This window comes from bacterium (assembly GCA_020444065.1).
GTDB lineage: Bacteria > Sumerlaeota > Sumerlaeia > SLMS01 > JAHLLQ01 > JAHLLQ01.
This window is the reverse complement of record JAHLLQ010000004.1, coordinates 237,238-249,851: the sequence shown is the minus strand read 5'-3', so window position 1 is coordinate 249,851 and position 12,614 is coordinate 237,238. Positions and strand designations below refer to the sequence as shown.

The 12,614-nt window shown below is 60.7% G+C and carries 11 protein-coding genes; 2 read left to right on the top strand and 9 right to left on the bottom strand.

Going from position 1 to position 12,614, the window contains the following annotated elements:
- Positions 1–24: 24 nt before the first annotated feature.
- From KQI84_12235 to KQI84_12200, 8 genes are all read right to left on the bottom strand, one after another.
- Complete coding sequence (locus KQI84_12235; GenBank protein MCB2155646.1) at positions 25–636, bottom strand: tetratricopeptide repeat protein; 612 nt, start codon at positions 634–636, stop codon at positions 25–27.
- Positions 633–1,748 carry a GTPase ObgE gene (gene obgE, locus KQI84_12230; protein ID MCB2155645.1) on the bottom strand — a complete coding sequence of 372 codons (1,116 nt, stop codon included), beginning with the start codon at positions 1,746–1,748 and terminating at the stop codon, positions 633–635. The genes KQI84_12235 and obgE overlap by 4 nt, the downstream gene beginning before the upstream one ends.
- Positions 1,745–3,226: a D-glycero-beta-D-manno-heptose-7-phosphate kinase gene (rfaE1, locus tag KQI84_12225; GenBank protein MCB2155644.1), complete on the bottom strand. Its 1,482-nt coding sequence runs from the start codon at positions 3,224–3,226 to the stop codon at positions 1,745–1,747. Before rfaE1 ends, obgE begins: the two co-directional genes overlap by 4 nt.
- A 4-nt stretch (positions 3,227–3,230) precedes the next feature.
- The gene (gene deoC, locus KQI84_12220; GenBank protein ID MCB2155643.1) at positions 3,231–3,893 is read right to left on the bottom strand and encodes a deoxyribose-phosphate aldolase; all 663 of its coding nucleotides are present in this window, start codon (positions 3,891–3,893) and stop codon (positions 3,231–3,233) included.
- Positions 3,894–4,225: 332 nt separating this feature from the next.
- Positions 4,226–5,071 (bottom strand): hypothetical protein, encoded by an 846-nt coding sequence (locus tag KQI84_12215; GenBank protein ID MCB2155642.1) that lies wholly within the window; start codon positions 5,069–5,071, stop codon positions 4,226–4,228.
- Entirely contained in the window at positions 5,064–7,046 is a 1,983-nt protein-coding gene (locus tag KQI84_12210) for a hypothetical protein (GenBank protein ID MCB2155641.1), read from the bottom strand. Before KQI84_12210 ends, KQI84_12215 begins: the two co-directional genes overlap by 8 nt.
- A 27-nt stretch (positions 7,047–7,073) precedes the next feature.
- The gene (locus tag KQI84_12205; protein MCB2155640.1) at positions 7,074–8,453 is read right to left on the bottom strand and encodes a tetratricopeptide repeat protein; all 1,380 of its coding nucleotides are present in this window, start codon (positions 8,451–8,453) and stop codon (positions 7,074–7,076) included.
- A 98-nt stretch (positions 8,454–8,551) separates the two neighbouring features.
- The gene (locus KQI84_12200; GenBank protein MCB2155639.1) at positions 8,552–10,009 is read right to left on the bottom strand and encodes a hypothetical protein; all 1,458 of its coding nucleotides are present in this window, start codon (positions 10,007–10,009) and stop codon (positions 8,552–8,554) included.
- A 180-nt stretch (positions 10,010–10,189) separates the two neighbouring features.
- Here KQI84_12200 and KQI84_12195 point away from each other — a divergent pair, with 180 nt between their 5' ends.
- Positions 10,190–10,735 (top strand): TetR/AcrR family transcriptional regulator, encoded by a 546-nt coding sequence (locus tag KQI84_12195; GenBank protein MCB2155638.1) that lies wholly within the window; start codon positions 10,190–10,192, stop codon positions 10,733–10,735.
- Positions 10,736–11,035: 300 nt separating this feature from the next.
- Here KQI84_12195 and KQI84_12190 read toward each other — a convergent pair whose 3' ends face one another.
- Complete coding sequence (locus KQI84_12190; protein MCB2155637.1) at positions 11,036–11,293, bottom strand: LacI family DNA-binding transcriptional regulator; 258 nt, start codon at positions 11,291–11,293, stop codon at positions 11,036–11,038.
- A 304-nt stretch (positions 11,294–11,597) separates the two neighbouring features.
- Here KQI84_12190 and KQI84_12185 point away from each other — a divergent pair, with 304 nt between their 5' ends.
- Positions 11,598–12,578: a hypothetical protein gene (locus KQI84_12185; protein MCB2155636.1), complete on the top strand. Its 981-nt coding sequence runs from the start codon at positions 11,598–11,600 to the stop codon at positions 12,576–12,578.
- Positions 12,579–12,614: the final 36 nt, after the last annotated feature.

The window sequence follows — 12,614 nt, the reverse complement described above, 5'->3', positions numbered from 1 at the left end:
TCGAGCCCGGCCGCGAAGAAGAAATCAGTCCGCGCCGTACTTGCGCATGTAGTGGGTCAGATCATCGACAAGGGGCTGAAGATCGCTGGCGCGTTCGCCTTCTTCGAGCGAGATGTTCCATTGCTCGACCGCACCCGCGTAGTTGCCGCGAATGTAGTAGACTTCGCCAAGGATACGGTGAGCCTGCAGGGCGCCGTCGTAGATCTTGAGCGCTTCAAGAGCGGCCGCTTCCGCGTCGTCGATATCTTTTGCGCCGAGGTGCGCAGCGGCCAGGCCCTCGTATGCCGCGACGGACTGCGGCTCGATGGCGAGGAGACGCTCGTAGGCATCGGCTGCTCCGCGCCAGTCTTCCCGCTGCAGGCGGCTCACCCCGATGCCCACATAGGCTTCGGAGAAGTCAGGGCGCAGATCGATCGCGTGCTCGAACGCGTTTTCAGCGTTCGAGAAATCCTCTCCCTGGAGGAAGCGTTTCCCGAGCAGGAACCAGGCGTGCTCGTTGGCAGGGTTCACGTCCACGGCGCGTTCGAAGCGTTCGACCTCGGCACGCCCGGTGCCGAGCTTGGGCGCGATATTCACACAACCGGCAGTCAAGAGGATGACCGGTAGAATCAGCGAAAATAGGATGCGGCGAGTCATGACTCCTCCTCGCGAAGTTCGAATTGAGGCAGGGACCTGGATCGGACTTCCGATTCCTCGGTCGGGGGATCCAGCACCAGTTCCTCGATCTTGCGTTGCAGTTCCACTACTCCGCTCTTGTCTTGCGCAGAGAGCAAGTGGACTTCGATGTCGCGTTCGGTTCGGAAGGCGTCGACGATTGCCGCGACTTCCTCTTCGGACATCAAATCGACCTTGTTCAAACACACGATAACGGGCTTCAGAAGGAGCTTGGAACTGTAGCTTTCGAGCTCGCTGCGAACCAGATCGTACGCGTAGAGAAGCGTCTCCGGATGCGCGTCGGCCAGCGTGATTGTTCCGTCGTCGTCCGTGCCGGCTTCCGGTGCCACGAGATGTACCAGGGCGCGTGTGCGCTCGATATGGCGCAGGAATCGATGGCCGAGGCCCTGGCCAGTATGGGCGCCCTCGATGAGGCCCGGAATGTCGGCCAGCGTAATCCGACGCTGGAAGTCCGATGCGACGAAGACGCCCAGGTTCGGATGAATTGTCGTGAACGGATAGGGCGCAATCTTCGGATGCGCGTGCGTCATGGCGGCCAACAATGTCGACTTGCCGGCGTTTGGCAGGCCGACGAGCCCGGCATCGGCGATGACCTTCAGCTCGAGAACGACATTTCGTTCCACACCGGGGAAGCCATCCTGCGCTTTCCGCGGCGCCTTGTTGGTCGGGGTCGCATAGTGCTGGTTGCCGTTTCCGCCGTCGCCCCCTTTGGCGATTACGAGCTGCTGGCCGGGCTGCGTCAGATCGCCGAGCTCTTCGTGCGTGTCCGCGTCGATGGCAACCGTGCCGAGGGGAACCTTAAGAACGACATCGGAGCCGCTGCGGCCGGAGCAATTCTTACCACCGCCGTTTGCACCGCGCGGGGCTTTCACGTGATGCCGCGACTTGAAATCGATCAACGTCAGCATCTCCGGTTCGGCTTCGAGAATCACCGAACCGCCGCGCCCGCCGTCTCCACCGTCGGGGCCACCGAATGGCTGTCCTTTCATCCGCAGAAAGGAAATGCAGCCATGTCCTCCGTCCCCGGCCTTCACGTGGATCTGAACCTGATCAACGAAATGCCCGGAACTCATGTGCGTCCTTTTCGCTTACGTTTATTGGGGGCTGTGCCCTCGGCAGCGCGATGAATGACCTCGTCGACGCTGGGGCCGAATCCGAGATCGAGCAGGCGAATCTCGCCACCGTAGCCTTCGACAATTTCCTGGCCAACGACATTCTCAACGTTAGTGCCCTTCACCAGAATATCCGGGCGCAACCGTTCGAGCAGTTCGTTCGGCGTTTCACCGTCGAAGACCGTGATGTAGTCAACGTACGGCAACGAGCCGATCAATTCAACCCGTTCCGACTCGGTCAGCAGCGGTCGCGGCTCGCCCTTCAGGCGTCGGACGCTCGCGTCGCTGTTGAGCGCAACGACGAGCACGTCGCCGAGGGCGCGCGCCTGCTCCAGCAGCCGGATGTGCCGCACATTCAAGACATCGAAGCAGCCGTTGGTGAACACCGTCTTCCGGCCGGCTCGTGAGAGCGAGTGACAGACTTCCGCCAGTTCGCGCATTCCCATCGCCTTGCGGTTGGCAGACTGGCCGAGGAATTCGCGCTTCAATTCATCGAGAGAAACGGTCGCAACGCCTGCGCGTCCAACAACGATGCCGGCGGCAACATTACCGATCTCTGCGGCCTGCGGAAAGGTCGCGCCGCAGAATCGCGCCAGGCTGAACAGCGCGATGAACGTGTCGCCCGCGCCCGTGACGTCGAAGACTTCGCGCGCGCGGGCAGGAATCTGAACGGAGCGACCGCGCCGCGGGAAGACAGCCACACCGCGCCCGCCGAGGGTAATGCAGATCGCCTTGCCACGCACCTTCGCCTGCAAGATGCGGGCGGCTTCACGAGCGGATTCCTCGTCGACGATCGAGATGCCACTGGCCTCCTGGGCTTCCTTCTGATTGGGCGTGATCAGAGTCGCGCCCTTGTAGCGCGAGTAGTCGGTTCCCTTCGGATCGACCAGCACCTCAACGTTGTACTCACGAGCGGCGGCGATGATCTCCTGCACCAGGGCGGTCGTCAGAAGGCCCTTGCCATAGTCGCTGAGAATCACCCCATCGGCTTGCTTCATCTCGCGGCGCACGGCGGTCATTACGCGCTTCCGAACCGTGTCGGAGATTGGGCCGGACTCTTCGCGGTCCAGACGCATCATCTGCTGACCCTGAGCCACGCAGCGGGTCTTAAGCGTTGTGGGACGCGTCTTGTCGACGACAAACGCGAGACGAATGCTCGCATCACGGCCGAGCAACTCCTCCAGGCGCCGACCGTGTTCGTCGTCGCCGCGAAGAGAAATCAGCGTGGCTTGGCAGCGCTGCGCCGCCAGGTTACGCGCGACGTTTGCCGCCCCGCCCGGCAGCCATTCGTCTTCCGTGACGCGCAGGACAGCGACCGGCGCCTCTGGCGACGTGCGGCTGACGCTTCCAATGACATAGTGATCCAGAATCGCATCACCCACCACCAGCACGCGCCGGCCAGGGAACGACTCGATCAATTCGATGAGTTTTGTGGTCATTTACTCAGTAGCTGCTGTCCGACTTCTTGCCCTGTACGATGGCAACGCTGGCGCTGACGCCGAGACGATTGGCCCCTGCGTCGATCATCTGGCGGGCTGCGTCGCAGTCACGGATTCCGCCGCTGGCCTTCACGCCCATTTCCTTGCCGACGGTCTTGCGCATCAGCGCTACGTGCTCGGCCTTCGCCCCGGCGCCGGCGAATCCGGTGCTGGTCTTCACGAAGTCTGCACCTGCAGCCTTGGAGAGCACACAGGCATGCACGATCTCGTCGTTGTTCAGATAGGATGTCTCGATGATGACCTTGGTGGTGCGGCCGCGCGCCGCGGACACAACGGCCCGAATGTCGTCGCAGACGTACTTGAAGTCGCCCGACTGAAGCTTACCGACATTGATAACCATGTCGACTTCGTCGGCCCCCTTGGTCACGGCATCGGCGGTCTCGAAGGCCTTGGCCTCGCTGGACATCGACCCCAGGGGAAATCCGACGACGGTGCAGACGCTGACGCCGGAGCCTTCCAGCATTTCTTTGCAAAGCGGCACGTAAGCCGAGTTGACACAGACCGATGCAAACTGATGCTTCCGAGCATCTTCGCAGAGGCGCCGAATCTCGTCCTCGGTCGCCGTCGCCTTCAGCAGCGTATGGTCGATGTAGTTCGACAGCCGCATGCAGGCCTCGCCGCTGGGAGGCTGCTCGCCGGTGTGGCCGATGCGCTCGGCGCCGGCCTGCACGAGATCGTGCTTGGGCGGAGGGCCTTGGGCAGCCATGCCGTGGGGCAAACTACAGGCCGTTCCTGTCCCAACCGTCGCAGATGCGGCGGGGGCGTCTCCCCCACCGAGAAGGCCGCGCTCGGCCATTACCTGCATCACGACGTCCGCGATTTGTCCTACCAGAGCATCCGAATCTTTGTTCATACGAGCACACCATCCCTTGGTATGATGATCGAACAGCCTCGCCCGGGCAGAGGCGACGGGTCAACTCGGGAATTCATGCGGAGATATCAGTAAATCCGCCCCGAATCCTCCCCGCGGAAGCCGCGAAGCACGATCTTTCCGCCCTTCGGAGCAAAATCGAACCGCCATGTCCAGGCCTCCGCCCCATGGCAAATCCATCCCGGCTCGGCCGGAAAACTGTAGGCCGACGTGTCCGGTTCCGTTGTCTCTCCGACCTTCATTCGCCGTCCGCTGATTGCGAGTTGGGTCGTTGACCAGTAGAGTGTCGGTGGCATCTCCCAACCCTCTTCTCCCCACTCGACCAGCAGAACATCGCCGATCCGTGCCGTTGGAAGGCCGGCCGGCTTGACGAGGAACTGGATCGTCGGAGGCGCATCCGGGGTGAGAGTAAACTCGATCGATTCATCGTCACGGACAATCGGGATCTGTTCGGCTGCGTCGGCCGGATAGACGGTGAACGTCCAGTTCTGATCGAGTGCATCCGCCGCGGATATCTCCCACGGTTCGCTGTATTCAGCCCGTTGCTCGAGCCACTCGCGGTCGACTTGTTCGAGCGTTTCCGTCCATTCTCCCAAAGTCGGCAGCCGCCAGAACCCCGATTCCCAGCGACTGTAGAGCGACTCAACGGCGAAGGGTGCTGCTTCGCGCTCACGCCATCGCGTCAGCATCGCGCGGGAGGTCATGTGCGTCCACGGGGTGAATTTCCCCGCCACCAGGTGGTTTCGCGTGTGACGGCCATCGAGGGATATGCCGGCCCGGGGGAGCGCGCCGTAGAATTCGACCTTCAGCGCTTTGATCTCCATCGTTCGCGCCGGTTGAACAGCATAAATGATGGTCAGGATCAGAGCCGCCACTGCCAAACCAATCATCAGGTGGGAAAGATACTTATTCATCGGCGCCCTCCCGCTGAATGGCCCAGACCGCTTCGCGTGGATACTGCGAAGGTCCCCAGGGGTGCTCCGCTCGCCAGGGACGATCCCGGTACAATGACTGGAAATGCTCTGGATGCTCGTCGAGTAGCCGACCTTCGGGGCGCCCGAATGGCAGGATGATATGAGTCGCTTCCGAATCGAGAAGATCGGCCATCCACGCTTCCGGCCCATCGGTGTCTTCAATCCGACCGGTTGGAACCAGTGGGTTGCGCATTTCATCGGGGATTAGCCGAATGGGCGGCATCCTGTATGTGGCATCGCCAATGTATGCCATGCGAACGCCTGGATCAGAGCCGGCTATTTCACGGGCAAAGTCACGCGCGGCGAACTCGTCGGGACGATGTTCCTCCAAAAGGGGGATCGGGTCGCCAGTAATGAATGGATAGGCCAGTATGATGGGTTCATAGCAGCGGAAGAGGATCGATGGGACAACGCGCAGCCCATTCCAGCCTGCGAACACGATCAGGAGCATCATCAGGAGAATACGCTGCCAACGGTCTGCCAGTGCCATCCATGCAGCCACGCCGACGGTTGCAAAGATAAGAACCTGGAGCCCGAAACGCGGCCACCAGAGATCCGGCGAACCCAGAATGACGAGCGCAACAACTGCGAGGATGAGGCGCCAGCGCGTCGCGTTCCTTCGAAATCCCAGCACTGCCAGCAGGATGAGAGCGGGCAGTCCGAAAACCAGGCCCTGTGGTCCCCACCCGCCCGCGATGAACCCAAGATGCGTAATTCCTCCGCCTTCGAGGGCCGAGTTCAAGTAGGCCTGCGATTCCGTCAAGCCAGTCTGACTCATCAGGACACCGGTATTCAGACTTGCTGGTCCGGTCCCTGGAAGAATCATGTGATCGCCGACGGATACCGAAATCGGGTAGATTGGGTTGTGGTAGACGATGGCTCCTCGAAGCAGCCACGGCCCCGCAAGAACGACTCCTCCGATAAGGCCAGATGCGAGCATCAACGCGCCGAACTGGATGCGTTTCCCTTTGCCGGCGCGATGCATCGCCAGCCCCACGGCCAGGAGCCCAAGAAGGCCGCCGGTGATCAGGAGAGACGCTTTTGCGGCGGCCAGATGTCCGAAGGCCAGGCCGGCGACGACAATCCAGCGGCGCGGGAAGGCCTCGCGATCCAGGCCGGTCAAGGCCCATAAGACGATCAGCAATGTCGAACTGGTCTGGACGTCAGTGTAGAGCTCAGTCGACTGCAGCATGACCTCCGGCATTGAGATCAGAAAGAACGCCCCAACGGCCGTCGTCCAGGCGGGCAATTCGAGTCGCCGTCCGATCCCCCACAGGGCCACGAGAGCGATGAACAGGAACGGAACTTGTGCGAGGCCGGCGCCCTTCATCGAGTCCCGCCCGAGCATCACCTGGATGGCCCAGAAGCCCTTCAGGTTCGGGAACGTCTCGCCGAGCGTACGGTACTGCTCGGGGCCGCCAGGCAACGGAAGCGACAGCGAGAACTCGTGCGGCGGAAGGTAATCGACGGGTTGCAGCATGTAGCATTCGACGGCGTCCCAAGTGCGCGGCGTCAGAAACCAACCGGGCGCCGACATGCCAAGCACCCAAAGGACAACGATCGCCCACGCGAAGCGCGCCTTCCACGAGGCGCCGAGAATCTCGCGCCCCCAGGCCAGCAGGATTGAATCGCCGAGACCGACCTTGTCGTATTTCCAGGACGTCAGGCGTCGACCGATCGCGATGTGCGCGATGATCGCGGCCACAGTCAGAATACTGAAACCAACGTACAATGACTTCACCGTCAGCGAGCCGGCAATGGTTCCAATTGCCAATGGGGTTAGGAGGAAAAAGCTGATCGACCACAGCAGCCAAAGCGTCAGCCGGTCGGGCGTTTCCTCATCGGAAAACACCCACCCCGCGGCGACGCGGCCGGCAATCAGTGAGGCTAGAGCATCGAAGAGCAGAAGCAGCACGATCGGTAGTCCCTCGGTGTCCGGAGCTTATTGGCCGCAGTTCGCCTGAATTTCATCCTGCAGCGGGAACAGGGGATCCTGGTCGGCGGGGATACTGCCCTCCGGGACAAGGTCGCGCGCGCGATCGAACATCATGCGCGCCGATTTGCAGTCGTCGGCGTCAAGGAACACAAATGCTGCGTTGGCCAGGATCGAAGGATCGCGTGGGGCGGCCTCTGCCGCTTCGTGCGCGTACTTCGTGGCATCTTCCATTTCGTCAAGATCGCGATGCAACATGGCGAGGTGAATGCAGGCGTTTGGTTCGTTGGGACTCAGTTCCAGAACGCGACGCAGATCGCGCTTCGCCAGGGCCGGTTCGTTCATGCGTCGATACGCCACACCGCGCACCAGGTAAGCATTCCAGATGTCCGGGTGATCGCTGATGATCGGGTTCAGGATCTTCAGCCCCTTCTCGGCGGCCTTCACAATGTCTTCCTGTGATTCGTGGTTTGCGAAAACGGTCTTGGCGGCCTTCTGAAGGCGCTTCCATTCCTTCGGATAGCGCGTCGCAAACAGTTGCTCGTTTGCGGCCTCGTAGACATCTGGGCGGCCTTCCTTGAGGCCCAACGTATAGGCGCGCTTCAGATTCTCAATCGCCGCGTCTTCGTCGCCGGACTCGCGCAACGCCAACCCGTAGTAGAACCGCAGCACGGCATTTTCCGGAGCGCGCTCAAGCGCGCGGCGATAGACGTCGGCTGCCTCATCCTCGTCACCGTCGTTAAGCAGATACTGACCCCAATGCAGCGCGATGTTCTCCTCGAACTCATCGGCTTTGATGCCGGCTTCGAAGAGTTCCTGGGCCTTGTCTTCATCGTCCAGGTAGAGGGCGGCCTTGATCGCATTCGCGTATGGCACCGCCCAGCCGGGATCGTCGGCGATTGTCTCTTCCCAGGTTTGCAGCGCCTCGGCCATGCGTCCCTTGTAAGCCAGCGTCACCGCGATCTCATTCAACTCGCGGCTCTTCCTGGCCCCGTGATCGATCGCCTGTTGAAAGGCTTCCAGGGCGCGATCCAGATCGCGGCGTTCGCGCTTGTTCAGGATCCCAATCCAGTGCCACGCAGAGTACAGCGAATCGTCCTTGGCGACGGCGCGCTCGAAGGCCAGCAGCGCCGCCTCGTCCTCTCCAGCGTCGCGTCGCAGTTCACCGAGGGCCGCCCAGACTTCGGCTGCTCCGGGGTGCTCGCGCAAGATCGCCTCGGTGCGGGCAATGCGCTCCTGGATGGGCACATCGGTCTGATCGATGAGAGCCACGGCCTCCTCAATTAGCGCGGTGGTGCCGCTGGTCGGAGCATCGTCACTCTGAGCGACGGCGCTGGCAGCGAGCAAAATCGCAAGCAGGAGACTGAAACGACAGAGGTTGGCGAACATGAAGGGCCTTTCGGTCGGGAATTGCAGCAACAGGAACGCTGCGTCAACGAACCGGACCGGCGCAATGGAGATGAGGCTTGTTTCGCGATACGGACCTGCTAGGGCTCCAGTGCGATCGTTCCGATCAAATCCGCAGAGCCAAGTGCACCGTCGCCGTTTCCATCCGCTGGGGCACCCCCAGCGAACGGCCGGCCGAGCAGCCAGTTCAGCACGGCGTAATTGGGCGCAGCAACGGAGGCAGCCTGAGTGTTCTGAACATCGAATTGCAGACCATTCATGGTCACGATGTCGGGCGCAGCGAAGGGGTCGTTGTTGTACACGACGATTCGCTCGGCGCCGAAGATGTTTGCGCGGCGGCCGCTGGGAGAAGGCGCGAGTCCGCCAAGGCGAAAGCCGTGCAACGGGTCTGGACTGGCAGAGCGCCCAGGCTGACGGAAGACCGTTGTCAGCGTCCAGGCAGTTCCCCCTGGCGGAAGATAACCGTAACGCACCTGGCCAATCTCGGATTCGCTGTAGGGATTATGCCAGTTCGAATGATCGCTGAAGGCGAGATGCAAACCTCCGCTTTCGTCATACTCAAGCAGTGGCCGGCGGCCCGTGTAATTGCTGCCGTCGCTGCCGTGATAGTCGTCGTCGCTTGTCGCGATGGACGTCTCGTTCCACTGATTGTCCCCGGTGCGCCGTAAGTAACGAAGGTTGATGTAAGTGGGCGATCCGGTCTCGACGGTCTGCATGAATGTTCCAGCGATGGAGATCTCGCCATTGGGACCGAGGGCAAGGCTTGCCTCCAACGGATGGAAATCCATCCCCGGCGCGGGCCGAACGTTCTCCGATGTCGACAACTCCGGCGAGTACACATTGAAGAACAGATCCTCGGAGTAGCTGTGGGAACTCGGCGGATCGGCCAGCACATAGAGATGCCCATATGCATTCACAGCCGCGTCCAGCGGGCCGAAGATCGTGCCGCTGTAGTCACTGATAACGCGGTCCTCCCAAGCTCCGTTGCGCCAGGTGCCCCAAATCAGGCGCTTCTCAGAGGCCCGTCCGTCTCGAACAAACCGATAGGCGAAGTGCACCGCGTGCAGATTGCCGTCTTCTCCGCGAAAAAAGTCCAACAGATTGTAGGCGGCACCCGTGAAGTCGGGGATGGCTAGATTCCTCTCGAAAGTAAGGAAAGCGCCGTCATCCTGGCGGATACGGGTCTCCGTCTGGGATCCGCTGGCGAGATAGACGAACAGCCTGCAGTCGGAATCATAGGCAGCGTCGGCTTCGGTGTTGAAACCTCTCGGCAGTTCGGTCACCTCGCCTGCCCCACCGCCTTCGAAGGTTTCGTAGAGTAGCAGGCGATGGAAGGTGTATTGCAGGGCCTCGTAAGAAACGAAGGCGATCTGTCCACAATCGGATCGATCAACCGCTCGACGGGGGTCGATGAACATCTCGTTCTCATCCGAGGTAACGAATTTGTGGGAACCGTTGAGCAAAACCTGGGCGTGTGTGCAGGTCGTCAACGCCGGCAAACAGAGCAGCGCGAGCAACAGGCGGCGGTGAGGGAACATCGTGCCGTCCTCCCTGTCTATATTCGGTTATCAGCATAGTCCAGGGGGACCCCCCGCGAGGCAACAAGAGAAACTGCAGCGATTTGGAGTTGCTTTGGTTCGGGGAGCCGGTCAACGTTTGCTTACATTTCGAAGGGAAGGAAGCGCGTCGTGGCTCGCCCGCCAAAGAAAAAGAAAGACATTGAACGCGCCGCATTGGAGCTTTTCGTCGAGTGCGGCATCGACGGCGCCAGCATTCGCCAGATCGCTGAACGCGCCGAAGTCACCGAGGGGGCGCTCTATCGCCACCACGCCAGTAAGGACGATCTTGTCCGCTACCTGTTCTTCCAGTACTTCCAGGGATACGCCGACCTGATGAAGGCGGCCGACCAGAAGGGCCGGGCGATCGAGGATAAGCTCTTCGCAATGATCGACGGCTTCTATGCCGCGTACGACGAGGATCCGAAGGGGTTCCAATTCGTCCTGCTGGTGCAGCACGAATTGCTCGACGCGGTACGCCAGGATATGGCGAACCCGGTCGACGTCATCACGAGCGTGATCGACGGCGCGATCAAGCGCGGCGAGATTCCGGAGCAGAACGTCGCGCTATCCACGCAGTTGCTGCTGGGCATGGTGATGCAAAGCGCCGTGGGCAATCGCTACGGTCGGCTGAAGGGCAAACTGCGTCCCTATGCGCGCACGATTACGAACACGTGCTTCGCCGTACTGAAGACTGCGCCTCAGTGAGTTTCACCCCCGCCGGACATTCCATCCGGGGTTCTGATTGTTATTGTCTGTAGCCGCGGTTGCCGTTTGGGCGTATGCCAACGGTGCCGTTCTTGCGCATGCCGCCGCGTAAGATTCGCCTGTAGCACCAGCGTGAAAGGGCTTGCCGAGGCTTGACGAATTGTGCCGACGACTGCGCCGACTTCTTCGGTTCTGTATCTGCCAATGTGTGCGTCCCTGGTTTTGGGAAGAGAGCGAAATAGAGGGCGCCCGGTCTTCGCCTGACGCGAAGACCGGGCGCAGGCTCTTTCAGGAGAACTGTCAGACTTGAATGCGTCCCATGGAATCGCCGCGGCTCTTGCGAGCGGCAACAACCTGGCGGCTGCGGGCGCCGAGTGCACGGGCGGCCGGATTCGGCACGTAGCCCACGCGCTTGATGGTATCCATGATCAGCGTCTTGGTTTCATCGTTGATCTTATCGCTATCGTTAATGGCGAGTGAGACCGTCGAGCGGCTGTACCCGGTGATGCGGGCGATGTCGCGAATGGTCAAACCACCGTCATTATTGAGATTCGACATTTTGTGTATTCTCCTCTGAAGGAACAACTTGGTGTTGTGTTACTACCCACGCCTTGCCTTAGAGAAGGGCGTGCCATAAAAGGGCTTTGCCACTATCTTGAACCGTATCCTAACAATAAAGCTGTTTATGCACACCGCGGTCTGACACTGCGCAGAGACCCATGTGAGAATCGGACCAAATTGGAGCGTCAAAAATAGCCTGAATGGACAAAGTGAACCACTGATTCCACGATTGTTTCGCTAGACCGGGCTCAGATCGCTCCACATCATTGCACCGGTGCAACGAATCCAGCGGAAGTGAGCCATGACTGGCCAGAAGCAAGGCGATATCCCTCCCTGGCGCAACGATCCGCGCATTCCAATGCCCGGCGACGAGGAGGACTACGTCCGTCCCCGCGTGGAGCAGCCTCGCCAGGGAGTCTATCAACAATCACGTCCGGTGGTCGTGTTGGATGACTCGCAATTGGGAGTCCCTCGATTCTTCTCGGCTGCATTCTTCACGTTCTTCTTTGGCTTCCTGGCATCGCCGAGCAGCAATGCGATGTTCCGCCGCGAGTGGTTGCGAACGCGCCGGAAGCTTTTCCTCTTCTCTCTGTTACCCTGGTACCTCTTGCTGTTGATTCCGATTCTGCTCGCCACGATTGCGACACCGATCTTTCTCCAGATCCAGTCGATGTTGGCCGAGTCCGGTCAGGAACCCCTGTTCGCGGGCATCTACTACGCCCTCTTCGCGCTGATTCATCTCGGCTGCAATCTGCTGGGGTTCTTCACTGCTGCCGGGACGATCCGTTATTCGGAAAGCCGATCGATGCTCGATGAGTTGGCCGTCACTCCGCTGCGCCCCGAGGAGATTGCATGGGGGATGCTGGTCGGTGCCACATTGCCGATTGCATACATCGCGGCGGCCCTTTGCCCGGCGCTGCTGGCAATCGGTATCGGAGCTTCCATCCTGGGATCCAGCGAGGTACTCAGTCCCTATTTGATTCTCCCATTGTGCTTCCTCTTTCCCGTCCACATGGCGGCGACGATCTTCGCGACGGGATCGATCGCCATATCGTTCGCGTTCACATCGGACAGCTTTGCCGAGGCCGCCACGCACGGCCTTGGCGTTTGCCTGGTACTCGGTTTCCTGATCGGAATCTCCGGTGCCTTCCTCGGATCGGCACTGCTCCCGTGGACGTTCCTGCTGATCTTCCCGCCGCTGATCCTGATCAAGTTCGCGATTGGATGCTCCTTCCTCCAATTCCTGACGCGTCGCGTTGCAGAACGCCGCCTGATGGAGTAATCGAAGATTCCTGCACGACTGCTATTGCCTTGCCAC

Coding starts and splice junctions, on each gene's coding strand:
- KQI84_12185 (MCB2155636.1), top strand. CDS start 11,598: ATGACTGGCCAGAAGCAAGGCGATATCCCTCCCTGGCGCAACGATCCG.
- KQI84_12235 (MCB2155646.1), bottom strand. CDS start 636: ATGACTCGCCGCATCCTATTTTCGCTGATTCTACCGGTCATCCTCTTG.
- KQI84_12190 (MCB2155637.1), bottom strand. CDS start 11,293: ATGTCGAATCTCAATAATGACGGTGGTTTGACCATTCGCGACATCGCC.
- KQI84_12205 (MCB2155640.1), bottom strand. CDS start 8,453: ATGTTCGCCAACCTCTGTCGTTTCAGTCTCCTGCTTGCGATTTTGCTC.
- KQI84_12200 (MCB2155639.1), bottom strand. CDS start 10,009: ATGTTCCCTCACCGCCGCCTGTTGCTCGCGCTGCTCTGTTTGCCGGCG.
- rfaE1 (MCB2155644.1), bottom strand. CDS start 3,226: ATGACCACAAAACTCATCGAATTGATCGAGTCGTTCCCTGGCCGGCGC.
- deoC (MCB2155643.1), bottom strand. CDS start 3,893: ATGCGGCTGTCGAACTACATCGACCATACGCTGCTGAAGGCGACGGCG.
- KQI84_12215 (MCB2155642.1), bottom strand. CDS start 5,071: ATGAATAAGTATCTTTCCCACCTGATGATTGGTTTGGCAGTGGCGGCT.
- obgE (MCB2155645.1), bottom strand. CDS start 1,748: ATGAGTTCCGGGCATTTCGTTGATCAGGTTCAGATCCACGTGAAGGCC.